This window comes from Leptotrichia buccalis C-1013-b (assembly GCF_000023905.1).
In the GTDB taxonomy this organism is placed as follows: Bacteria; Fusobacteriota; Fusobacteriia; order Fusobacteriales; family Leptotrichiaceae; genus Leptotrichia; species Leptotrichia buccalis.
The window spans coordinates 1,844,135-1,867,389 of the sequence record NC_013192.1 but is presented as its reverse complement, the minus strand read 5'-3'; the positions used below and the strand labels follow the sequence as shown (position 1 = coordinate 1,867,389).

Here is a 23,255-nt window from a genome sequence, read left to right as displayed (position 1 = left end):
TAAATATTTATTATAATTCTCCAGCGTAGTTATGATGAACTTTTTGAACATCATCATCATTTTCCAGAGCGTCAATTAATTTTTTTAGTTTTTGTAAATCTTCTTCGCCAAGAGTGTCAACTTCGATAGACGGCAAATATTGAATATCTGCTTCCAGTAATGTGTATCCTGTATTTCTTAAGGCGTCTGCCACTGTGTCAAAGTTCGCTGTTTCGGTTGTGATGTAAAAACTGTCTTCCAAAGTTTCCATATCTTCCATTCCAGCCTCAAGTGCCACTTCCATCAATGCTTCCTCATCAATGTCGTCAGTTTTTTCGATGATAATTTCACCTTTTCTTCCGAACATATATGAAACTGATCCAGAAACTCCAAGGTTTCCACCATTTCTATCAAAAGCCATCTTTACAGATGAAGCTGTTCTATTTTTGTTATCTGTAAGAGCTTCTACAATGATTGCAACTCCTGCAGGTCCGTAACCTTCGTAATTTAATGTTTCAAAGGCTGTTGAACCGTCAGTTCCTGCTCCTTTCTTGATTGCTCTATTAATGTTGTCATTAGGCATATTAATTGCCTTTGCTTTTTCGATTGCATGTTTGAGGGCAACATTAAATTCAGGATTTTCTCCACCTCTTGCTGCTACTGTTATAAGTCTGACAAGTTTTGTGAATGATGCGGCTCTTTTTTTATCCTGTGCTTCTTTACGCCCTGCTATTGTACCATGTCTTCCCATTTTTTCCTCCTAAATTAATTATATGAAAAATTATATCATAAAAAAAAAGTCTAATCAATGGGAAAATTAAAGGAATTTTTTATTTTAAAAAATTTATATTTATTCTTGACTTTTTTTTTAAAAGTGATATTATAAAGATAGAGATAAAAGTTTTGTAAATCAAATTATTTTAATTTAGGAGGAATTTACAATGAAAGAAAGATTAGAAAGAATGAGAAATGGAAAAGGATTTATTGCAGCCTTGGATCAAAGTGGTGGAAGTACTCCGAAAGCATTGAAATTATACGGAATTGATGAAAGCGAATACTCTAATGATACAGAAATGTTTGACTTAATTCATAAAATGAGAACAAGAATCATAAAAAGTCCTGCTTTTAGTGATAAAAAGATTGTAGGAGCTATTTTGTTTGAGCAAACTATGGACAGAAAAATTGATGACAAATATACAGCTGACTTTTTGTGGGAAGAAAAAGGAGTTTTGCCATTCTTAAAAGTTGATAAAGGGCTTGAAGAATTAGAGGATGGAGTTCAGATAATGAAGCCTATGCCAGGATTGGATGAACTTTTGAAGAGAGCGAACGAAAGACATATTTTTGGAACAAAAATGCGTTCTGTTATAAAAAAGGCATCACAAACAGGAATTGCAAAAGTTATAGATCAGCAATTTGAAGTTGCAGATAAAATTATTGCAGCAGGACTTGTTCCAATAATTGAACCAGAAGTAGATATTCACAATGTTGATAAGGCGGAATGTGAAACAATTTTGAAAAATGAAATCAAAAAACATCTTGATAAATTGCCTGAAACTTCAAATGTTATGTTAAAAGTAACATTGCCAACAGTTGAAAACTTTTATGAAGATTTAACAGAACATCCAAGAGTAGTGAGAGTTGTTGCATTATCAGGAGGTTATCCAAGAGAAAAAGCAAACGAAATTCTTGCTAAAAATAAAGGAGTTATCGCAAGTTTCTCAAGAGCATTAACTGAAGGGTTGTCAGCACAGCAAAGTGATGATGAATTTGATAAAGATTTGGCAAAAGCTATTAAAGAAATTTATGAAGCTTCTGTAAAATAATTCTGTATAAAAATTAAAGATATGATAAAGTAATTATTATTTTATAAAGGATTAAAGTCTTTTACTACAAATAAAAGATATTAAACTATCAAATATAAAAACTAGCTCGTTTCAAAAGAATGAGCCAGTTTTTTTATTAAAAGACAAAAAATTGATACAACAAAAATAATGCCATATTTCATTTAAACAACAGATTCCCTTATGAATTTTAAATTTATACTATTTAGCAAGAGAAAAAAACTTTCATTAATTTTTTGAATAACTTTTTATATTTCAATCAAAATTTCTCTCATTTTTTCAAATTCATCCCAATTCTTTTCGTTTATAAATTTTTTCCATTTTTCAAAATTATTTTCTTTCATATATTTTCTCAAGGTGGAAGCATTTATTTTTATATCATCTCTGGAAACTGGAATAAAATTCACAGAAGTCCTGATTTCTTCGCTAAACCAGCTTTGACATTTGGATTCTTTGCCATACACGATACAGTCAACTTTTCCTATTAATTTTTCCGCTTCGTTAAAAAGATAATCTCCCCATTCGGTAACATTTCCTGCACCTAAATCAGCTAGTGGAAAAATTATTAATTGATTCTTTTTTATTTCATTTTCGTAAATTTTTTTTATCAGTTTTTTTCTTAATTCATAGGAAAAAGGATTTTCTTGGGTTCCATATTTATCGCTAGAACCTATAAATACCAAAACTTTGCTACATATTTCAAGAGCTTTATTTATAATGTATTCGTGCCCTTTGTGAAATGTTTGGAATCTTCCTAAAACTAAACCTGTTTTATATTTTTTCATTAAAATTCCTCCCATCTTTGCTATAAGTTTTTTTTAATACTCGTGTTCTCTTTCCAGCCTAAATTTTACCGACGCTTTCAGATATTTTAAGTATTTTTCGTTATCACACATTACTTTGGTTTCCACATCACTTAATTTAGCGACAGGTCTTCCGTTTACGTATTGAAGTTTAATTACGATATTTAGCGGTTTTTCTTTGGTGTCATTAGTTATAAATGTTCCTATTCCAAAAGAAATTTTTGCTTTGTCTTTAAATTTCTGATATAGTTTTTCAGCTTCGTCAAAATTTAGCGAATCGCTAAATAAAAGTGTTTTTGTTTTTGAGTCTGTTCCGTATTTTTTGTAGTGATTTAATATTTTTTCAGCCCAGATATACGGATCTCCCGAATCGTGCCGCACTCCTGTGTAGTTGTTTACCATGCTTCTGTCAAAATCCCTTAAAAATAAATCTGTTGTTATTGTGTCTGTAAGCGCTGTGCCGTTGTCTCCCTTGTATTCATCATACCAGTCTTTTAAGGCGTAGTGATTTGTGTAAGATAGTGGAATGGAGTCGATTCCTTGATACATTTGGACATACTCGTGAGCATAAGTTCCGATTGGCACTAGATTATATTTCATTGCCAAAAATACATTGGAAGTTCCAACCATATTTTGAATTTCGCTGGATAATTTTTTCACTGCTTCTTCTTGCCATTCTCTTGAAAGTCTTCTTCTGCAGCCAAATTCAGCAAATTTAAAATTATATTTTTTATTTTTAAAATCTAAAATTTTTTTCTCCAATTTTTCTTTTGCTGAAATAAGCAGTTCGTCGTAGTCAAATTTCATTCTAAAATATACTTCATTAATAATTTCAAGCAAGTAAATTTCAAATTGCATAGCACTAAAAAGCGGACCGCTGACAATAACTTTAAGTTCACCATTTTGAAGTGCTGTAGTAACATAATCTTTAATTGGGTGCCATAATCTCAAAAATTCAACATAGTCTGATTTAATAAATCTTATCGAACTCAAATAATTTAATTCTTCATTCGTAAATCGCAAACTACATAAATGGTCAATTTGTTCATTTATTTCTTTTAACATTTCTTCAGTAAAGACAATTCCTGGAGTTCGACATTTAAAGTGATATTCTCCGACTAAATCTGTGTGCTTATGAAATATTACCTGATTCATGTTAAATTTGTAAAAATCTGTATCAAGTAAAGATGTTATAATAGGTTTTAGTTTCATTTTATTCATCTCCTTTTTTATACTTAGGCATAGGCAGTATTTTATGTAAATTAATTTTATGTAAATAATCTATTTTTTCTTTTACTTTTAAATCTGAAATAGTCCCCGTTCTTATATATTTGTCCAAAACTTCATAACTAAATCCCAATTTTTCTTCATCAGATTTTCCGCTCATGCCGTCTTCAGGAACTTTTTTTAAAAACATTTCAGGAAGTCCCAGTTCTGCTCCCAATTTTCGCACTTCAGTTTTTGTAAAATCGGAAATCGGTGAAAAATCTCCAGCGGCATCTCCAAATTTTGTCGAATATCCCACATAATCTTCGGATAAATTACAAGTATTAGCTACTCTTCCTCCGATAACAGCAGAAATTCCGTACAGTACAGCCATTCGTATTCTGGCGGGCTGATTCGTTTTGTAAGCATCAAATTCATCAGGATCTACTCCTATTTGTGAAAAAATCAGCTCTTTTAAATCATTTACGGGTTTTTCAACATTTATTTCATAGTGCTTTATTTGTAAAAATTCCACTAATTTTTTTGAAAAATCAATGTCGTGCTGTGTTCCTTTCGGCATAAGAACTCCTATTACGTTTTCCCGTCCCAAGGCTGCCACACAAAGTGCCGCTACAACTGAGGAATCCGTTCCTCCTGAAATTCCTACGACAGCTTTACAGTTTTTCCCATTTTCTTCAAAATATTTTTTAATCCAGTCGATAATTTTATCTTTTTCTTTTTTCATAATTATCACCTCTTTTTGTATATATTATATCTAGACATTTAAAAAATAACAAGTTTTATGAAAATTACAGGTATTAAATTTCATTTTTTACAGGAACTCCAATTCCATTTTCAAATATATCAATTTCATTTTCCAGTTCCTTTAAGTCGTTTCTGATAAAATGCTCATTATCTGTACCAAGCCTGAAAGTACGGACTAAAACACCATTTTTATGATTTATTTCAAACATATATTCTTCCACAACCATTTTTTTTCGATTATTAATTTCATCATTTTCAAAATCTATAACAAGTGTTACATTCAAATCGGACAACTCATTAATATCAAATTCTTTTTCATTTACTAAATAATTTAAAATACTTTGCTTTATTACAAATTCTAGCTCTTCTTCTATAATTTCACGCTCTTTTTCAATATTTTGCGTTAAATATAAAATGGCTTTATCTAAAAATATCATATTTTACGTTCCTTTCTCATCATTCTAAAGTAATATATTTTAATTATATAATAAAAAAACTTTAAAAACAAATTTTTTTGACTTGCCTTTAAAGTTTAAAAATTACTAGAATTTATGTGTATATCCCAATGTAAATACATTTATGCTTTTATCATATTTTACTTTTGATTTATCAATATAAATGCCTGGAAGTGATGTCTTTTCACGTTTTCCATTTGATGAATTATAGTTTACGTGGGCAATTCCAAATTTCCATTCTGAGGCATCTGTTGGCTTGTAAGTAATTCCTGTAGCATAAATTTGGGAATTTATTGCAAACTCGACGTCTGAGAATGATTCTTTTTTTGCACCTGTATTTGCATAGTTAAATCCAGCGTGCCAAGTGAACTTTTCATTAATTTTATAATCTGCTCCAAAATTTATTTCATAACCGTCGTCATACTTAAATCTATCCATTTTTGCAGTTCTGTTGAAATAATGTGTGTACCCGCCTGAAAGCGTCCATTTGTTTATATCTTTTGAAACTCCTAGAGCCAGAACTCCTGGCAAATCACGTCTTGAGTGTACTCCATCTGCATACTCAGGATAGAAAAATGAAATTCCAAGAGGCATTCCCCTGAATATCATCTTGTCGTTTTCCTGTGCCTTTGACTTAAATTTCAATTTTACAGGCGTTTCGTATTTTAATGCAAAGTTTAACGTGTCAGTAGGCTTGTAATCTAAACCGATGATTCCACCAAACCCGTCCGCATCACGTCTTGAATTCATAGACAGATGATTTCTGCTAAGTCCAATTGCATTTCCTACAGCGGAATTGTAGCCGTATTCAGCTTCTCCATCCAGTTTTCTGTGTGCATAGATATATTTTAAGCCACCTGCTATTGAAAAGTTATCATTAATTTTATAAGCTCCGCTAAGCATTAATTGATAATAACGATTTTGCCCAGTAAAACGATTCTTTACAACTTTTGCTCCAAGCCTTCCGCCTGTCAAATTGTTGAAAGTATCTCCAGCAAGCTCAATTCCAGCAACTCCATTATTGTAACGGAGAGTCGCTCCACCTGCAATGACACTTAAATTTCCAAAAATTGAATAGTTGTCTTTTTTGTGTAAAATATTGAAAGATGGTGCTCCTGCATATCTGTGGGATTTCATTTTTTTCCCTTTTAAAGACATTGATTCTTCGACCATGGAGTTTTGCATATTTAAATTTACATAAGTTCCATCATCTACAAATGCAGTTCCAGCTGGATTGTAAAAAACACCTTCTACAGAAATTTTTCCAGCCTGAGATGGATTTTGAAAGTATGAAGCGGAGTTGTTTGACAAATAGTCAATACTTGCCGCATTCGCAAAGATTGCAGTTAAAATTGATATAATCGCTATTTTTAGTTTCATATTTAATCTCCTCGTTTTTTAAATTTATATTTTTTACAAATAAAGTTTAAATCTTGTAATAAAATTAAAAATTGTTAAATTTAAAATCATTTCATATTTTGATGTATAATAATATAACATGTGTTATACAAAAAGTCAATAAATTTATTTTGATTATAAAAATATTTTTTGAGATAATAATGTAGAATATATTAAAATTAATCTAAAAATTCTTTAAATATAAAATTATATAAAAACTTTAAAAAAAGTAAAAATTATTTTAACAACATACGGATAATCGTCTAAAATAAGGAAAAAATTTGATTTTTAGTGATATATATGCTATTATTTTGTATAAAATAATTAAAATAAAAAATAAGAGTTAAATTTATCAAATTTGGAAAGGGAGTTACGTGAAAAATAGTTTAAATTTAATCGTAATGTTGACTCATAATGATGAAACTGTGAATAACGCTCATGAAATTTTTGAAAAATGTAAAAATTCTGACGCGAAATTTTGGGGATTTAAAGAAAAATCTCTTCCGATAGAACAGATGAAAAATTTATACAAATATATGAAGGAATGTGGGAAAACTACATTTCTTGAAGTTGTGGAATATACAGAAAAGGAAGGTCTGGAAGGATCAAAAATTGCTTTGGAATGTGGCTGTGATATTCTTATGGGAACTATGTTTTTTGATTCGATTAATGAATTTTGCAAGAAAAATAATCTAAGATATATGCCATTTGTGGGAAACGTTACGGAGCGTCCATCTATTCTTGAAGGAGAAATTGATGAAATCATCAAAGAAGCTAATGAATATTTAAAAAAAGGCGTATATGGATTTGATTTGCTAGGTTACAGATATACTGGAAATACAGTTGAACTGAATGAAAGATTTGTTCTGGAAGTAAATGCTCCAGTGTGCATAGCTGGAAGTGTAAATGGATATGAAAGGCTTGATGAGCTGAAAAATATTAATCCGTGGTCATTTACGATTGGAAGTGCATTTTTTGAAAATAAGTTTGACGGAAGTTTTGAAGAGCAGATTAACAAGGTTTGTGAATATGTTAAACAATAAAAATTTTAATGGGAGAACTGAATGTTAAAAATATTTTATCCATATGAATATGTTGAAAGTGTTTTTTCTATTGATTATAAAAAATTGTATGAAAAAGGGTATAGAGGGCTTATATTCGACATTGACAATACATTAGTGCATCATGGGGAAGATTCCACAAGGGAAATCGACGAATTATTTAAAGAGGTGCAGAAAATAGGTTTTAAGACACTTGTATTATCAAATAATAGTGAAAAAAGAGTGTAAAAATTTCTTGAAAACATTGATTCACTTTACATACACGATGCCAAAAAGCCAAGTGTTCCAAATTATTTAAAATCGCTGGAAATGTTAAATTTGAAAAAGAAAGAAGCTGTGGTTATAGGCGATCAGGTTTTTACAGATGTTTTGGGAGCTAACAGAAGCGGTATAGCTAGTATTCTTGTAAAATATATGGATAAGGGCAATGAGATTAAAATTGGTAAAAGAAGGCAGCTGGAAAAAATAATTCTTGGATTTTATAAAAGAAGTAAAAAATATCAAAATAGAATTGGAAATATTGTAAAAGAGAAGGAGTAACTATTATGTCAAATGGAAATAGAAGAAGAAATTTTTGTGATATTCACCCATTTTATTACACAATTTCTCTTCACAAGGAAATCGCAAAGCGAAACATAAAAGATTTTTTCTCAAAAGAAAAATTTGCAAAAACTAAAAAAGAAGAAAAATTACCAAATATCATTTCAACTCACAGTTCTAACATCATAAGAAAAGGAAAAGGAATCGACCCAATTCTTCAAGAAAACAAGGCAGTGAATCTGGAACTGGCAAGCAGCAAAATTAACGGAATAATAATTCGTCCAGGTGAAACTTTCTCTTTCTGGAAAACAGTTGGAAAAGCAACAAGAAAAAAAGGCTATAAAGCAGGACGTATCATATCAAAAGGGAAAATAAAGCCTGGAATCGGTGGAGGACTTTGTAATCTTGGAAATACGATAAATTGGCTAATTTTGCACAGTCCGTTAGAAATAGTGGAACTTCACACTCATTCTGACGCTCTGGATCCAAGTGCAGAAAAAAACAGAATTCCATTCAGCTCAGGAACATCAGTTTCATACAATTACATCGATTACCGATTTAAAAATAATTCCGACCAGAATATACAATTATTTGTATGGTGTGAAGATGGGAAATTAAAGGCGGAATTAAGAAGTGAAACAGAATTTCCTTGGAAATATGAATTAGTTGAAGAAAATCATCATTTTAGAAAAAAAGGCGATAAATACTACAGAAGCTCTAAAATTTATAGAAATGCCATTGAAAAAACAACAGAAAATATCTTGAGTAAGGAACTTATCTGGGACAACAATTCGATGGTAATGTATGATTATGATTTAATTCCAAAAGAATTGATAAAAGAAGAAAAATAATTTTTAAGTTAAACAACGGCTGTTTTAAAGTAGAACAGTCTTTTTTTTAAAATTAAAAATAAAATTAGTAAATAATGTAATTTTATAAAAAATAAAACATAACATTGATTAATAAAAAATATTAGAAAAAAGTTAAAATATAATGATTTTTAGATTTTAATACAGTCTAAGGGAAAAAAACGTATAATAATAATAGATTTTTATGAAAAATTGTGGTAAAATAAAAAAGATATTTTCTTTATTCATTCGTTACATCGAATATTCATAATTTCAATTGTGATAATTCAAAAGACGAAAAAATAAAAGAAAATAGTAGAAATTAGGACAATGAAAATAATTATCCTTTTCAAAAAAAGCAGAAGAGGAGGTAAGAAACGTGAGATGAAATACATAAAGAAATCTTTAATCGTGTTTGTTTTTCTTCTAATGTCTCTATTTGCGTTAAAGTTTTATATTTCAACTAAAAACTTTAAAAGTGTTCTGACCTCAATTTTGAAAAGTAGTGGACTGAATGTTGAGTTTAATGGCGTCTGGCTTATCGGATTTAGTAAACTTCAGGTTAATAATTTAAAAGTTAAGGATATGAAAGGAAAAGTAGTCATTTACGGTAAAAAAACTACAGCTGGAATAAGTTTGCTTATGCCGACAAGACTTAACCGAATTGACGTCTATAACGGTGTTGTGAATCTGGAACGTAGAAAAAATAATGACTTCAATATTTTTCACGTAATAAAAAAAGATCCTAAAAAGCGGGAAACATTTGATCCGACAAGCAGAATAGGAAAACTTCATATTCACAATACAGTTCTAAATTATACAGACATAAGCTTTCCTAAAAAAATACAGAAAAAGCTTGTAAAAGTAAGTGGAAATCTGGAAACAGCAAAATCCCGTGGATTTTCATTAGTAGCAAAAGGTTCTGGAAATAAAAATCAAGATGGAACAACGGAACAGATAAAAATTGAACTAAAGCAGCTTGTAAAATCAAAACAGTCAATTTATTCAATGTTTGACACAATGAAAAATAGCGATAAACGGCGAAAGGAATTCCGTCTGAATTTCAGTTTTGGAAACATTGGCATAAGGGAAGAACTGGGACAATATGTACCGCTTGATATGATAAAAGTAAAAGGCGGAATATTGAACGGAGTGCTTAAATTAAGTGAAAATAAAGTCAAGAAAAAAATGAACGTTCTGGGGAATCTGAAAATAAAAAATGGGAAACTTAGCTACGTTGATTTTGACGGCGATATCGAAAATGTTAATGCTGTAATTGACTTGAAAAAAGAAAAAATTACAGTAAAAGCTGATACTAAATTAAGTGAACAGCCAGTATCTTTGGCACTTGATTATCTTCCTGAAAAGAACAAGCTGAATTTAAAATTAAACGCTAATAATGTTCCTTTTGAAGAAATTGCCCGATATAAAGTGATAAAAGATACGAAATTTACTGCTACAGGCGGAATTACAGGAAATCTTGACGTAAATGTCGATATTAAAGGCAAAAAAGCTACACTTGACGGAAAATTCTCTTCAGATAACATAACTATCTCGAACTATAATTTCCAAAATGTAAAAACTGCAATGAAAATCGCAGATAATAAGGTGACTTTAAATAATACGACATTTGTATTCAATGAAGAAATTTCAGGATTTAGAATCAATCAGGATGTTAAAATTGGAAAATTTGTGTACGATTTGAAAAATAAAAACGGAAGCGGAAACTATGTCCTAAAAAATCTAGGCTCAGATTTTGACATAAAAACATTCACTGGAAATGCAAAAATTTCATCCAAAAACGTCATAACTGGAACACTAAACTCCAGACTTCTAAATGCAAGATACACTGTAAATCCGAAAAAACAAACAGTTGTAATAAATGCCAGAAGTAAAGGCTATCTAAAAGTAAATTACGGTGGAAACAGCTATGTAGTAAGTCCAGATATTGAAAATCTAGTTGTGAAATTTAATGAAGCCAATGTTTTGCGTTCAGGAAGACTACGTTTAAAATTAAAGGACCTTTCAGTTCCATTTATTAAAACAATAAGAACAAATATCAAAATTCACAATGGAAACTACAAAATAATTGGAACAGCAGGAACAAAGGGTGGAACAATTGTAAACATTGCCGGAACGACAACTTCAGATATGAAACATTCTTACACGTTAAGTATTCCCAAAACTGTAGACATTGCACAGGAACTAAGAGCAAATGGCTATAATTTTAAGGGACTGAATAAAGCAAAATTACCAGCGACAGTGACAGCTAGAATTAGTGGAAAAGGCAGTCATTTCTCGGGAGCATATGAACTTTTCAGTCCCTATGGGGAATATATTGCAGAATACGAAAAGTTACGTGTAAACGGTAAAATTAACGATTTGAAAAATCTGGATATGACAATTAATACAAATATGGATGAACTTTGGTTTGGATATCAGCGTTTAAAGAATGTCAAAGGAAACTTGAATATAAAAGACAATGTTGTTAATATTTCAAAAATACAAAACGAAAATTTGACAGCTAGCGGGAAATTTGATATAAAAACTGGAAAAATGGATATAAATGCACAATTAAAGGATTATATGCTTTATAATACTTCCAGCCAAAAAATCAACTTAAACGTTGGAGTTTTAACTGCAAACTTGTCAGGAACTGTTGACAAGCTATCAGGAACAATCTCATTGCCGGCAGCTCCGACTACTATAAACTCAAATTATGTAGGTGACACAAATGCCTTTTTAAATATAAAAAATGGGGTTATAGATTTTCAGAACGTAACTTTACGTGAAAATAAGCTATCTGGAACTTATGATTTGAAAACGGGAATTTCTGATATAAAACTAACTTTAAAAGAGCCTGATATTCCAAAACTTCTAAATATGCCAGATTTAACATTTGGAACAAAATCAGATCTTAGTTTGAAAGGTGATTTGAACAATTTTAATTTGTCAGGTGAACTAACTTTAAACAATACAAGCTTAAAGACTTATAGAATCCCACAAATTGTAGCAAATCTTGAATATTCCAATGGAAATATCGACAAATTATTTAAATACGGAACATTCGACATAAAAAAATTAAAATTTTTTGGAGATAATAATGAGATACTATTTGAAACACAGACAAAATTTGATTTGGCTAACGTAAATATCGACTATAAGCTGGCAAATCAGAAATTTTCACTTGATTCGGTACAGGATTTGAAAGATAAGGGATACAGTGGAGACATTGATCTTAGTTTCATGTATCGTGGAAGTTTTGAAAAATTCATAACAGGACTTCAAATAAAGTCAGATGCGGTTAAACTTAGCGGTTTTCCTGTAAAAAATGTAGATATTGATCTTCAGGCTAATGAAAAAACCTTAAATATAGGACAGTTTTATTTGGAATATGAAGATAATCCACTCTTAGTAAATGGATATTTTCAATTTGCACCTATAAAATACGATGTTTCGATGCTTGCAAAAAATTTTAATTTAAATTTTTTAGGAGTTAATAAAGATATAGAACAGGCAAGCGGAATTGCAAATATAGATGCAATTTTCTCAAATGAATCTACAACAGGGCATATCCTGCTGGATAATTTCAATTATAAAACAAAGGATCAAATGACCCTTGTAGACAATGTAAATGCCAATATTGATTTAAAAAATAATAAACTTATCGTGAATAGACTAGATGGAGGATATAATGGCGGAACTTTTAAAGTGACAGGAAATTTGGATGTCCCTACAATTCCAGCAGATTTTATGAAGACAAAACGTTTGGAACTGGGAAAAATTGAATTGAATGCGGCACTTAATAAAGTTGGAATCCGTTATGGAAAAGGAATTGATCTGGCACTTTCAGGAGATGCGATATTTACAGAAAATAGATTATTCGGGGATTTGACCATTGACAGTGCAGAAATAAGAGAATTACCAAATTTTAATTCTCAAACTGAAACAACAACAACCTTATCTGATGAAGAACAGGCAAAAAAATCAAAGGATAAGACAATTGTAGAGGGAGTTGTTGAAGAGGTTATTGACAAGATATTAAAGCAATATAGTGTTAAACTGAATGTACGAACTGGAAATAATGTAAAACTGAATATTCCTAATATAAGTGTTGTAAAAAATATAAAGGGAAAAATAAAAGGAGATTCCGAAATCACTTATGATAATGGTCAAGTCGGAATAGATGGACAATATATGATTACAAGAGGTTCATTTTCAGTAAATGGAAATGATTTTAAAATAGACGGTGCAGAAATAAGATTTGTTCCAGTTATGAATGGAACAACAACTTCAATCACCAATCCCTTTGTAATATTCGATGCGAGTACAATAGTAAACGGAGATAGAATAGAAATAAATGTAAGTGGAAACGTAAATGATCCAAAAATAAGTTTTTCATCTTCTTCAGGAAAAACTCGTGAAGAAATCATATCAATGCTTGCATTTAATACTATTGTCGGAGATGGTGCAAGAAGAGATGACAATTCAGCTGATGGACTGGTAATTGCAGGTTCTCTAGTAAACAGTGCGTTAAATGAGTTGATTTTTTCATCAGTAACTGGTAAAATTAGAGATACGTTAGGGTTGTCTAAAGTATCTGTTTCAACAAATGTAAATTCAGCCAGAGAAGGAGGATATAACGCATCTACAACGCTTACGCTTCAGGATAATCTATATAAAGATAAACTATTTTGGAATGCGGCTGTGAAATTTCCGTATCAAACTTCAAAATCAGAAGGAAAGGAACCTATAGGCTATAATGCCTGGCTTAGCTATAATGTTACAAATGGTTTAGATTTACGTCTTGGAGGAGAAAATATAAATAAGTCCAAAGTATACATGACTAATGGATCAAGAATAAATTATTATTTTGGAATTGATTTTTCGACAAGAGCGGACACATTTGGAGATATTTTAAGAAAAATATTTAAAAAGAGAAAACTCGATACATTAAAAAAATAGGAGGAAAAATGTCAAGACAAAAAGTGAAAAATAAAATTTATGCTTTAATTGTTGTGGTAACATTGTTTGTTTCTGTGAATAATTTATCACAGGCAGAAGAAAAAAGCAAAATAATTGGAACTAATGGAACTAATGAATTAGCAGATAATCAAAGCACCTCTAGTGAAGAGGAAAGTGAAGCGGCTGATACTGTTAGTGAAAAAAATGAAGCAAGTAGTGTAAACAGTGCAAATAGTTTAACTTTTGACGATGAAATAGAATCAGTTCAAGTTAAAGGGAAAAAAATTAAAATAAAAAAAGTAAAAACTAAAAATAATGCTAAAAACAAAAATAAAAACAAAGAAAAAGATTTACCACAAATTCCAGAACAAAAAATAGATTACAAAGTTGGTTCAATTAATCTTTCACAATCATCAGGTGAAGTACCATCTGAATTGTTAACATCACAAATTCCTGTAAGAACTGGAGACGATTATTCAAATAAAAGTTTAAGCGATATTTATCTGTCACTTAGAAGACTAGGATATGTAGCGGATGTAAATGTTTTCCCACAAGCTGAAGGAAATAATGTAAATATAGCGGTTGAAGTAAGTGAAGCTCAAAATGCAGGAGAAATTTTAAAAAGACAGCAATTACAGCAAGAACTGAAAAGAGAAACAAACTACACAGTAACAACTGTAGATATTCAAGGTACTAAGCTACTTAACAAAGAAGATTATCTAAAAGATCTTCCTATAAAATCTGGAGATATCTTTATACCGCAAAAAGCAATTGATGGAGCGCAAAAAATATTCAAATCAGGATATTTTTCAGCAGTTGAGCCAAAAATTGATAGAAAAGCTGACAATACTGTATCAGTTCTTTACGAAGTTCGAGAAAATCCAATTATACAAGGTATGAATTTTGAAGGAAATACTTTATTCTCAAATGAAGAAATAGGAAAAGCCTTAAAAGTAAAAGTTGGTGAAATCTTAAACAGCAACTTGCTAGATCCTGATGACAATGGAATACTTGATTTATACAACAAAAATGGATACACTCTTGTGAGAATTGAATCAATAAATGTTTCAGAAGATGGAATTCTAAACCTTGGATTAACGGAAGGAGTTGTAGATTCTGTTGAATATTCGAAAGCCCCATCTAAGAGAGATAATGAAAGACAATCTTTAAAACATACGACTTTAAGAACAAAACCATATGTATTTGAAAGATATCAAAAAATAATTCCAGGAGACATATTTGAAGAGAAAAATGTGGCAGCAACACTTAAAGAACTTTACAGAACGGGAATATTTACTTCAATTGTACCAAAAATTGGAGGAAAAGAAGAAGATCCAAATGCAAGAATTGTAGAATTTGTAGTAGAAGAAAGACCTACAACTACAATTAACGGAAGTATTTCGTATGGAACTTCTGTAGGATTGGTAGGAGAAGTTAAATTATCAGATTCAAATTTCCTAGGAAGAGCACAGGATGCTGCGATTACTTTGTCAGCTTCAAATAAAGGAGATAAAACATTTGAATTAAGCTGGTTTGATCCTTGGCTAAGAGGAACTGAACGAGTTCAAGCTGGAGGATCGGCTTATTGGACAGAATCTGTCGATGATAACGCAGAAAAAGACGAAGTGGAAAAAGTTAAAAGAATAGGAACACGTTGGACAATTGGTAAAGGATTAAATAGTGATATCTTTGTAAGATTGTCTGCAAGATATGAACATTTTAAAGAGTTGTTTGGAAATAAAACGGTAAATGATAAATATAATTTAGTTGCGCTTACTCCAATGTTGATTTATAACACAAGAGATAATGACTATAGTCCTACTAAAGGTATTTATGCAACATTGTCATACGAAAGAGGAGAACTTATAAAAGATCCTAGACAGTATGATCAATTTGAAGCAGATTTAAGAGCTTACCATCCAACTTTCTTTGGTGAGAAAAACGTAATGGCATATAGAGTAGCTTGGGGTAAAACTGGAAGCGGAACTCCTGAAGCCTTAAAATTCAGTATTGGTGGAGCAGAATCACTTCGTGGATACGACTCTGGAGCATTTGATGGATATGACAAGTTCCATGCAACAATTGAAAATAGAACAAAAATTAATGATACAATACAATTAGTAGCATTTTTTGATATAGGTAATGCTTGGCAAAGAGAAGGAAGAGATCCCGTTACAGGTAAGAGAGTATACAAACCAAATAGAAAAGAAGCTCATGACTTTAAAGAACTTAAAAAAGGTTATGGAGTTGGGGTAAGATTAAATACGCCAATTGGACCGTTAAGATTTGATTATGGTTGGCCTATGGATCCTGAGAAAAAAGGTGAGAAAAAAGATAAAGGTAAATTCTACTTTAGCTTTGGACAATCATTCTAATTTAAAAAAATTTAAATACAAATTTAATTATAGGGGTTGATTAATTTCAGTCCCTATTAATTTTATAAAGCAAAAAGGAGAGATAAAAATGTACGATATAAAAGAAATTTCAAAACTGATAAATGGTGAAATAAGAGGAAATGACACATTGAGTTTTACAAGACTTGCTCCATTTTTTCATTCAAATGAAAAGGAATTAACTTTTGCAGCAGATGAGAAAATGCTGAAAAATATTGGAAAATGTAATGCAGGTGCTGTTATTGTACCAGATTTACCAAATTTGCCAGCTGAAAAAACGTTTATTGTAGTAAAAAATAATCCTAGAGAGCTGATGCCAATACTATTAAATTATTTCAAACCCAAATTAAAGCCATTTGAAAATCAGATAGAAAATTCTGCAAAAATTGACAAAACAGCAAATGTTTCCAAAATAAACACTTATATAGGGCATAATGTAAAAATTGGAAAAAATGTAGTAGTTTATCCAAATGTGTCAATTTTTGAAGGAACAGAAATTGGAGATAACTGTATAATTTATTCAAATGTTACAATAAGAGAGTTTTCAAAAATTGGGAGAGGCTCGATTTTACAACCGGGAGCTGTAATTGGAGCAGATGGATTTGGATTTGTGAAAGTTAATGGAAATAATGTTAAAATAGAGCAAATTGGACACGTGATTTTAGGAGAAGAAGTTGAAATTGGGGCAAATTCATGTGTCGACAGAGGCGCAATTGGAGATACGATTGTAAAAAAAGGAACAAAAATAGACAACCTAGTACATATTGCCCACAATGATATAATTGGGGAAAATTGCTTAATTGTTGCTCAGACCGGTATTTCTGGAAGTGTGGAAGTGGGAGACAATTCAACTCTTGCAGGGCAAGTTGGAGTAGCAGGGCATTTAAAAATTGGAAGCAATGTAGTAATTGCGGCAAAATCGGGAGTTACTAATGATGTGCCAGATGGAAAACAGATGTCAGGGTATCCGCTTCGTGAGCATATGGAAGACCTGAGAGTAAAAATGGCTATGGGAAAAGTCCCTGAACTTGTAAAGCGTGTGAGAAAACTAGAAAAAGAGCTAAAAAAATAAAAATAATTTAAAATAAAGAAAATTCTTAACATTATCTTTTATATAAATTTCAAAACTTTCTTGACTTATTAATGCAAATGATGTAGAATAAATAACAAAGAGTTAAAAATATTATAAATAAAATAGAAGGGAGTTATGAATGAAAAAGATATTACTAGGAATGTTAATGTTTTTATTCGTAGTTAGCTGTGGTTCTGGACCTGATAAAACAGTTTCAAAATTTATTGACAATGTAAAAGCTGAAAAATTTAATGAGGCGGCAAAATATACAAGTGATGAAAGTTTTAAAGCAAATATGGAAGCAGGATACAATAATGAAATTCAGAAATTTCTTTTTAAGACCCTATTAAAAAACATTGAGTACAAAATAGTCAAAACTGAGAAACAAGATGATGAAACATCAATTGTAACTGTGGAAATAAAAAATGTAGATATGCAGAAGGTGTTTTTACAAGTTTTCCAAAATATGGTTAAAGGAGCTTTTTCAAAAGATGATTCAAAAAGACCTTTATCAGTTGAAGAAGTGCTAAAAGAGGAATTAGAATCCAAGAACAAACCAAAATCAAAATATACAACACAGTTCGTTGTCAAAAAGACCGCAGATGGAGAAAAAATAGTAGTAACAGCTGAAAATATTGATGTATTACTTGGGAAATTAAATACAACATTATCAAATTTAAATACTTTAGGAATGCCTAAAGAAGAAGCAGTAGAATTACCAGAAACAGGACCTTCAACAGGACTATCGCAAAAACCAGAAGAACTTAGAAATCAGAAAAAATAAAATAATTTAATTATTAAGTGAAACAATCATTCTTTTACTTTTATAAGTGAGTTTGGTTGTTTTTTATTTATACTAGAATCGTTTGAAAAATGAAAATTATATTTTAATTATTTGAAAATATTAGATTTATATCCTTTATTAGAAAAGTTTGTAATAATTTCGTTATTTAAATGGGGTTTAGTATTAAAATAAAATTAAAAAAAGTTGATTTTTAAATATTTTTATTGTATAATTATAGTGTAAAAAATAAAAAAGGGAGGAATAAAAATGGCTACATCAAGTTTTTTAAGATTGCCAGAGTTTAAAACCGAGAAGGAAATAGATGGTTTAATAAAAGCATTGGAGAATGACAGAAAACCAGAATTAACAGGTGTAAAAGCTGAAAAAATAACAGATGAAAAAAGAATTAGAAGAATATTGGATAAGAAAAGATGAAAATATCAAGATTGTCAATAAATGATTTGTTGAAGTATGATACAGAAGAATATGTAAAAGAAAATATTTTGAATACATTTAGTAGTAGAAAAAATAATAATGTAGAAGATTTTTTACATAATAAAGCAATATTTTTTGAGAAAAGTTCTATTTCAACAACACATTTGATTTTTGATAATAATGATACTTTGTTAGGTTATTTTTCAGTAGCAAATAAAAGTTTAATATTACCGAATGAAAGATTTGAAAATTTAAGTAATAGTAAACAAAAGAAATTAATGCAAAGTGGACAGAAGGTCGGTAATGGATTTTACTTGGTAAATAGTTATTTATTAGGACAACTAGGGAAAAATTTTAATTTATCAGAAAGTGAACAAATAAAAGGGAATTTTTTATTATCACTTGCTTTTGAGTTATTGCTGGAAGCAAAGGAATTGATAAATGCAAAATATGTTTGGTTGGAATGTAGAAATTCAGAGAAACTTATAGATTTTTATAAAAAATTTGGCTTTGAGAAGATAGATAATTTAATTTCTAAAGATGGATTGGTTGTTATGATGATGAAATTGGATAGGAAAAATTGATTAGAATGCGAAATACTGCTGTTGGTTTAAATGGTGGTATTTTTTTTGTTAAAATTTTTGAATTTTGATGAAAAATGAATTATCTTGTTTTTTTGTATAGAATGTGATATTCTAGTAATGTAATTTTTAAAAATATGCTTGAATTAAATTGAAATTGGGCTGACGAAAATTAAGTTAATTTGATTTTGAGTAGAATAATTATAATTTTAAAATAAAGAAGGATGTTAGAAAAAATATGGGAAAATCAGAAATAATTAGAGGAACAAGCAAATGTGCGAGGTTTTTTGTCTGTGATACTACAGAACTTGTAAAAGAGGCCAAGAAAGTACATGGACTTGATCCGATAGCAACGACTGTTTTTGGTAAGTTGTTGACAGCAACGGCTATGATGGGTAAAGATTTGAAAAATGAGAAGGATTTGGTAACAGTTAGAGTAGATGGAGACGGACCTTATGGAAATATGCTTGCAACTGGGAATATGAAAGGGGAAGTAAAAGGTTATATTGGAAATCCTGAAGAGAAATTTCATCAGATAATTGACGAGAATGGAAATTTTATAAAAGATGAAACTGGGCAAGTGAGATTTATTGGAAATGGGACGATGCAAGTTATAAAAGACTTGGGACTAAGAGATCCATTTTCTGGCGTTATAAAAATAAATGAAGAGGATATTGCAGATATTATTGCTCATTATTTTCTTTTGTCAGAGCAGATAAAATCAGTTGTCGCACTTGGTGTAAAACTGGATGAAAATGGAGAAGTAAAAAGGGCTGGAGGTTATTTGATACAGCTGTTGCCAGGTGTGGAAGACGGATTTATTGATAAACTGGAAAATAAATTACAGCAGATTAGGACGATTACAGAACTTTTAGAAGGTGGAATGAGCCTTGAGCAGATTGTGGAACTGCTTTATGAAGATATTTCGGTATTTGAGGAAGAGACAGATGTTGATGGTGCTCATAAAAAGGTTTATGTGGAAGATTTTGAAATTTTGGAAAAATCAGAGCTGGAGTATAAATGTAATTGCACTAAAGAAAAGTTTTATAAGGGATTAATCACGCTTGGAAAAGAAGAAATTGATAAAATTCTGGAAGAGGAAGGCAAAATTCAGGTAGAATGCCATTTTTGCGGTAAAAAATATGATTTTGGAAAAGAAGATTTTAAAAATTTATAAAATAAACTTGATTGAAATTATATAAGTTTATACTGTTTATCAAGAGGTTAAGCCCTTTTGTTATTGAATAAGTAAAATATAATTTCGACTTTTTCAAGAATATAAAAAGTGAATATTTTGATTATCATTGATAATAAAAAAACTGGAAAGGAAGAGAAAATGTCAAAATTAAGAGTAGGAGTAATACGTGGTGGAGTTTCAACTGAAAGAGAAGTTTCTTTAAAGACAGGAAGTGAAATTGTAGCAAACTTGAATAGAGATAAATATGAGGTTTTTGATATTGTGATTGATTCAGAAAAGGAAGTTTTTGAGAAAGTGAAAGAATTGAATCTGGATTTTGTTTATATCGCTTTGCACGGTGTGTTTGGGGAAGATGGAAGAATACAGGCGATTTTGCAAAGTCTGGGAGTGGCTTACAGCGGGCCTGGAGTAATGTCGAGCGCTGTTTGCATGGATAAGGAATTTTCAAAAAGAATTGTGGCTGGATATGGAGTTAGAATTGCAAAATGGAAAAGCGTACGTGTAGGCGAAACAGTTGACTTTGAGACAATAAAAAAAGAATTGGGAAATCGTGTTGTAGTAAAGCCTAATAGTGGTGGTTCGAGCATTGGAGTAAGTTTTGTGGAAAATCAGGAAGAACTTGAAAAAGGGCTGGAACTTGTATTTGGAATGGATAAGGAGGCTTTGATTGAGGAAGTTCTGCATGGTGTGGAAATCAGTGTGCCTGTGATTGATGGGAAAGTTTTTCCAACAATAAGAATTGAGGCTCTTGCAGGAGATTACTTTGACTATGAATCAAAATATGCAAAAGGTGGAGCAAATGAATATGTATTTGAATTTCCTGAAGAAGTGCAGGCTGAAATTAATAAATTTGCAAAAGACAGTTATTACGGACTAAAATGTGAAGGATTTGCAAGAATAGATTTTATGGTGGTAAATGAAGAAACACCATATTTTATGGAAGTAAACACATCGCCTGGAATGACATCTGCCAGCTTATTGCCAAAAAGTACAGCTTCAAAAGGTTATGATTACGCACAAACATTGGACTTATTGATAGAATCTTCAATAAAAGTGCAAAGATAAATAACTTAAAAATTTGAAAAAATATAGAAAATAAAAATATAAAAAGGAAGTGAAAAGTATGGAAAGAATAGCAAGTTTTACAGTAGATCACATCAGATTAAACAGAGGAATTTATGTGTCAAGAATAGACGAAGTTAATGGAAATTATTTGACAAGTTTTGATATAAGAATGAAATTACCAAATAGAGAGCCAGTAATAAACATCGCAGAACTTCATACAATGGAGCATTTGGGAGCGACTTTCTTGAGAAATCATCCAACTTGGAAAGATGAAATTGTATATTTTGGGCCTATGGGCTGCAGAACAGGATTTTATCTTATCCTAAAAGGAAAATTGGAATCAAAGGACATTGTTGACTTAATGAAGGAACTTTACAAATTTATGGCAGAATTTAAAGGAGCAATCCCAGGAGCGACTGCGATTGAATGTGGAAATTATTTAGATCAAAACTTGCCAATGGCTAATTTTGAGGCTAAGAAATATTTGGAGGAAACGCTGGAGAATTTGGGAGAAGAAAATTTAAATTATCCTGAATAAGTAAATATTTTGATGTGTCTTAAAATATTCCTAATAATTTTATTTTGATTGTTTTCAGGCATATCTTAAATTTGAATCTAAGTATTATGGAAATAAAATAACTCAAAATAAAGAATTTTAATGGATTTACGATTTAATAATTAATGAATTAGGAGAAAGAAATGCCTTACATTTTAAAAGAAGAAAATATTGAAGAGTTTGTGAGAAAATCGGAAATGGATGAATTTGAAGAAGAGGATTTTGGAGAATTTTATCCTGACGATTACGAAATGGTTGATAAAAGTGGAATGTTTGAAGATTTTAGATTTAAGCTGGTTGTTTTGGAAACTTTGCTTGGGAAAAATGCAAGTTTTGTTGAAGAATTTGAAAAATTGACTGAAAAATTAGAAGAAAAATATGATGATTATGTTTTTGAAATAGGAAATTTTGTTAATCCAATTATAGTTGAGCCGATTTTAAAATTTTTGGAAAATGTGAAATTGACGGCAGAGGACTTGGAAAAAGTAGATGAAATTTGTTTTGATGGTGGGCTTGAAATTTATGGTATTCTTTGTCCAAATTGGGATGGAGAAGATTATTTATTTCAGACACATAGTGTAAAAGGGTTTGAGAAATTAAAAAATTTGAAAAAGGTGATTTTTATCGCTTGCTGTGATGAGGAATTACTGGATGAATTTAGGGAAAATGGAATTGCAGTGGAATAAAATAAAATTGAAAGATTATAATTTTTAAGTTTGATTTTGAAAATAAAAAGGAGAGATTTTTTATGAAAAAAGTAATGATTTTGGTTGCAAGTTTAATGGTTTCAGTTAGCAGTTTTTCTGGTTATACGAGTGATATGATTAATAGAATGGAAATTAAAGAGAAAAGTGTAGAGGATTCCTTTGGAGGAAGCAATGTCGAAATGAAAGAAGCAGCTGTGGCAATTTTCAAGGGTTGGGATAATGAATTAAATAAAGTTTATAAATTGTTAATGTCAAAATTGTCAAAAAAAGAACAATTGAAACTTAGAAATGAAGAAAAAGCATGGATAAAAAGAAAAGAAAGAGCGGCAGAAGAAGCGGCAGATAGATTTTGTGAAACTGTAAATGGAAACAAACTTTGTGGAACGGGTTATGGTTTGGAGTATACAGGATCTCTAATTAATTCTACTAAAGATAGAGCGATTGAATTATCTAAAAGATATGAAAAATTGAAATAAGTTTGGATAAGAAAATTTAGATATACTGAAATTTTTATTCAGATTAATTAGTTAAAATACACAACATAAAAAATATAATTCTTGAGTTTACTTTTTTATTATTTTTATTGTTTGTAAAAAAGGA

Annotated in this window: 22 protein-coding genes; 16 read left to right on the top strand and 6 right to left on the bottom strand. The window is 30.4% G+C overall.

From position 1 onward, the window contains the following. Positions 1 to 10 precede the first annotated feature (10 nt). Positions 11 to 730 carry a YebC/PmpR family DNA-binding transcriptional regulator gene (locus LEBU_RS08820; protein WP_015769993.1) on the bottom strand — a complete coding sequence of 240 codons (720 nt, stop codon included), beginning with the start codon at positions 728 to 730 and terminating at the stop codon, positions 11 to 13. A gap of 190 nt (positions 731 to 920) precedes the next feature. On the opposite strand from LEBU_RS08820, the gene LEBU_RS08815 reads away from it, so the two are divergent. Further along, positions 921 to 1,805, top strand: a complete 885-nt coding sequence (locus LEBU_RS08815; RefSeq protein WP_015769992.1) for a fructose bisphosphate aldolase — start codon at positions 921 to 923, stop codon at positions 1,803 to 1,805. Positions 1,806 to 2,071: 266 nt separating this feature from the next. On the opposite strand, the gene LEBU_RS08810 is transcribed toward LEBU_RS08815, so the two are convergent. The 5 genes from LEBU_RS08810 to LEBU_RS08790 all read right to left on the bottom strand — a co-directional run bounded on the left by LEBU_RS08810 (position 2,072) and on the right by LEBU_RS08790 (position 6,432). Then, on the bottom strand, positions 2,072 to 2,608 hold the full coding sequence (locus tag LEBU_RS08810; protein WP_015769991.1) for an adenylyltransferase/cytidyltransferase family protein: 537 nt from the start codon (positions 2,606 to 2,608) through the stop codon (positions 2,072 to 2,074). A gap of 33 nt (positions 2,609 to 2,641) precedes the next feature. Continuing rightward, entirely contained in the window at positions 2,642 to 3,838 is a 1,197-nt protein-coding gene (gene pncB / locus LEBU_RS08805; RefSeq protein ID WP_015769990.1) for a nicotinate phosphoribosyltransferase, read from the bottom strand. A gap of 1 nt (position 3,839) precedes the next feature. Then, positions 3,840 to 4,577, bottom strand: coding sequence for an NAD(+) synthase (nadE, locus tag LEBU_RS08800; protein WP_015769989.1), 738 nt, complete (start codon positions 4,575 to 4,577; stop codon positions 3,840 to 3,842). Positions 4,578 to 4,650: 73 nt separating this feature from the next. Continuing rightward, entirely contained in the window at positions 4,651 to 5,034 is a 384-nt protein-coding gene (locus tag LEBU_RS08795; RefSeq protein WP_015769988.1) for a hypothetical protein, read from the bottom strand. A 105-nt stretch (positions 5,035 to 5,139) separates the two neighbouring features. Beyond that, a complete protein-coding gene (locus tag LEBU_RS08790) occupies positions 5,140 to 6,432 on the bottom strand; it encodes an OmpP1/FadL family transporter (RefSeq protein WP_015769987.1) in 1,293 nt (430 codons plus the stop codon). Between the two features lie 392 nt (positions 6,433 to 6,824). On the opposite strand from LEBU_RS08790, the gene LEBU_RS08785 reads away from it, so the two are divergent. From LEBU_RS08785 to LEBU_RS08725, 15 genes are all read left to right on the top strand, one after another. Continuing rightward, positions 6,825 to 7,493 carry a hypothetical protein gene (locus tag LEBU_RS08785; protein WP_015769986.1) on the top strand — a complete coding sequence of 223 codons (669 nt, stop codon included), beginning with the start codon at positions 6,825 to 6,827 and terminating at the stop codon, positions 7,491 to 7,493. A 21-nt stretch (positions 7,494 to 7,514) separates the two neighbouring features. Further along, positions 7,515 to 7,739 carry a hypothetical protein gene (locus LEBU_RS12050; RefSeq protein ID WP_203415696.1) on the top strand — a complete coding sequence of 75 codons (225 nt, stop codon included), beginning with the start codon at positions 7,515 to 7,517 and terminating at the stop codon, positions 7,737 to 7,739. 15 nt (positions 7,740 to 7,754) lie between these two features. Continuing rightward, positions 7,755 to 8,051 carry an HAD hydrolase-like protein gene (locus tag LEBU_RS12045; RefSeq protein WP_338034393.1) on the top strand — a complete coding sequence of 99 codons (297 nt, stop codon included), beginning with the start codon at positions 7,755 to 7,757 and terminating at the stop codon, positions 8,049 to 8,051. 5 nt (positions 8,052 to 8,056) lie between these two features. Next, on the top strand, positions 8,057 to 8,902 hold the full coding sequence (locus LEBU_RS08775) for a VanW family protein (RefSeq protein ID WP_015769985.1): 846 nt from the start codon (positions 8,057 to 8,059) through the stop codon (positions 8,900 to 8,902). A gap of 381 nt (positions 8,903 to 9,283) precedes the next feature. Beyond that, positions 9,284 to 13,864 carry a translocation/assembly module TamB domain-containing protein gene (locus LEBU_RS08770; RefSeq protein ID WP_015769984.1) on the top strand — a complete coding sequence of 1,527 codons (4,581 nt, stop codon included), beginning with the start codon at positions 9,284 to 9,286 and terminating at the stop codon, positions 13,862 to 13,864. An 8-nt stretch (positions 13,865 to 13,872) separates the two neighbouring features. Continuing rightward, the gene (locus LEBU_RS08765; protein ID WP_015769983.1) at positions 13,873 to 16,239 is read left to right on the top strand and encodes a BamA/OMP85 family outer membrane protein; all 2,367 of its coding nucleotides are present in this window, start codon (positions 13,873 to 13,875) and stop codon (positions 16,237 to 16,239) included. 88 nt (positions 16,240 to 16,327) lie between these two features. Further along, complete coding sequence (gene lpxD / locus LEBU_RS08760; protein ID WP_015769982.1) at positions 16,328 to 17,329, top strand: UDP-3-O-(3-hydroxymyristoyl)glucosamine N-acyltransferase; 1,002 nt, start codon at positions 16,328 to 16,330, stop codon at positions 17,327 to 17,329. A gap of 139 nt (positions 17,330 to 17,468) precedes the next feature. Then, positions 17,469 to 18,113 (top strand): hypothetical protein, encoded by a 645-nt coding sequence (locus LEBU_RS08755; RefSeq protein WP_015769981.1) that lies wholly within the window; start codon positions 17,469 to 17,471, stop codon positions 18,111 to 18,113. Between the two features lie 267 nt (positions 18,114 to 18,380). Then, positions 18,381 to 18,548 (top strand): hypothetical protein, encoded by a 168-nt coding sequence (locus LEBU_RS12040; protein ID WP_015769980.1) that lies wholly within the window; start codon positions 18,381 to 18,383, stop codon positions 18,546 to 18,548. Further along, positions 18,545 to 19,132 (top strand): N-acetyltransferase, encoded by a 588-nt coding sequence (locus LEBU_RS08750; protein WP_015769979.1) that lies wholly within the window; start codon positions 18,545 to 18,547, stop codon positions 19,130 to 19,132. Before LEBU_RS12040 ends, LEBU_RS08750 begins: the two co-directional genes overlap by 4 nt. Before the next feature lie 235 nt (positions 19,133 to 19,367). Beyond that, positions 19,368 to 20,306, top strand: a complete 939-nt coding sequence (locus tag LEBU_RS08745) for an Hsp33 family molecular chaperone HslO (RefSeq protein ID WP_015769978.1) — start codon at positions 19,368 to 19,370, stop codon at positions 20,304 to 20,306. Between the two features lie 159 nt (positions 20,307 to 20,465). Continuing rightward, entirely contained in the window at positions 20,466 to 21,392 is a 927-nt protein-coding gene (locus LEBU_RS08740) for a D-alanine--D-alanine ligase (RefSeq protein WP_015769977.1), read from the top strand. A 58-nt stretch (positions 21,393 to 21,450) separates the two neighbouring features. Continuing rightward, entirely contained in the window at positions 21,451 to 21,930 is a 480-nt protein-coding gene (locus tag LEBU_RS08735) for an S-ribosylhomocysteine lyase (RefSeq protein ID WP_015769976.1), read from the top strand. A gap of 161 nt (positions 21,931 to 22,091) precedes the next feature. Next, on the top strand, positions 22,092 to 22,634 hold the full coding sequence (locus LEBU_RS08730) for a DUF6892 domain-containing protein (protein ID WP_015769975.1): 543 nt from the start codon (positions 22,092 to 22,094) through the stop codon (positions 22,632 to 22,634). A 62-nt stretch (positions 22,635 to 22,696) separates the two neighbouring features. Continuing rightward, positions 22,697 to 23,131 carry a lysozyme inhibitor LprI family protein gene (locus LEBU_RS08725; RefSeq protein WP_015769974.1) on the top strand — a complete coding sequence of 145 codons (435 nt, stop codon included), beginning with the start codon at positions 22,697 to 22,699 and terminating at the stop codon, positions 23,129 to 23,131. The last annotated feature ends 124 nt before the right edge of the window (positions 23,132 to 23,255 follow it).

Bases quoted from the DNA above. Each gene is read 5' to 3' on its own strand.
- LEBU_RS08820 (WP_015769993.1), bottom strand. From the start codon at position 730: ATGGGAAGACATGGTACAATAGCAGGGCGTAAAGAAGCACAGGATAAA.
- LEBU_RS08815 (WP_015769992.1), top strand. From the start codon at position 921: ATGAAAGAAAGATTAGAAAGAATGAGAAATGGAAAAGGATTTATTGCA.
- LEBU_RS08810 (WP_015769991.1), bottom strand. From the start codon at position 2,608: ATGAAAAAATATAAAACAGGTTTAGTTTTAGGAAGATTCCAAACATTT.
- pncB (WP_015769990.1), bottom strand. From the start codon at position 3,838: ATGAAACTAAAACCTATTATAACATCTTTACTTGATACAGATTTTTAC.
- nadE (WP_015769989.1), bottom strand. From the start codon at position 4,577: ATGAAAAAAGAAAAAGATAAAATTATCGACTGGATTAAAAAATATTTT.
- LEBU_RS08795 (WP_015769988.1), bottom strand. From the start codon at position 5,034: ATGATATTTTTAGATAAAGCCATTTTATATTTAACGCAAAATATTGAA.
- LEBU_RS08790 (WP_015769987.1), bottom strand. From the start codon at position 6,432: ATGAAACTAAAAATAGCGATTATATCAATTTTAACTGCAATCTTTGCG.
- LEBU_RS12050 (WP_203415696.1), top strand. From the start codon at position 7,515: ATGTTAAAAATATTTTATCCATATGAATATGTTGAAAGTGTTTTTTCT.
- LEBU_RS08775 (WP_015769985.1), top strand. From the start codon at position 8,057: ATGTCAAATGGAAATAGAAGAAGAAATTTTTGTGATATTCACCCATTT.
- LEBU_RS08770 (WP_015769984.1), top strand. From the start codon at position 9,284: ATGAAATACATAAAGAAATCTTTAATCGTGTTTGTTTTTCTTCTAATG.
- LEBU_RS08765 (WP_015769983.1), top strand. From the start codon at position 13,873: ATGTCAAGACAAAAAGTGAAAAATAAAATTTATGCTTTAATTGTTGTG.
- lpxD (WP_015769982.1), top strand. From the start codon at position 16,328: ATGTACGATATAAAAGAAATTTCAAAACTGATAAATGGTGAAATAAGA.
- LEBU_RS08755 (WP_015769981.1), top strand. From the start codon at position 17,469: ATGAAAAAGATATTACTAGGAATGTTAATGTTTTTATTCGTAGTTAGC.
- LEBU_RS12040 (WP_015769980.1), top strand. From the start codon at position 18,381: ATGGCTACATCAAGTTTTTTAAGATTGCCAGAGTTTAAAACCGAGAAG.
- LEBU_RS08750 (WP_015769979.1), top strand. From the start codon at position 18,545: ATGAAAATATCAAGATTGTCAATAAATGATTTGTTGAAGTATGATACA.
- LEBU_RS08745 (WP_015769978.1), top strand. From the start codon at position 19,368: ATGGGAAAATCAGAAATAATTAGAGGAACAAGCAAATGTGCGAGGTTT.
- LEBU_RS08740 (WP_015769977.1), top strand. From the start codon at position 20,466: ATGTCAAAATTAAGAGTAGGAGTAATACGTGGTGGAGTTTCAACTGAA.
- LEBU_RS08735 (WP_015769976.1), top strand. From the start codon at position 21,451: ATGGAAAGAATAGCAAGTTTTACAGTAGATCACATCAGATTAAACAGA.
- LEBU_RS08730 (WP_015769975.1), top strand. From the start codon at position 22,092: ATGCCTTACATTTTAAAAGAAGAAAATATTGAAGAGTTTGTGAGAAAA.
- LEBU_RS08725 (WP_015769974.1), top strand. From the start codon at position 22,697: ATGAAAAAAGTAATGATTTTGGTTGCAAGTTTAATGGTTTCAGTTAGC.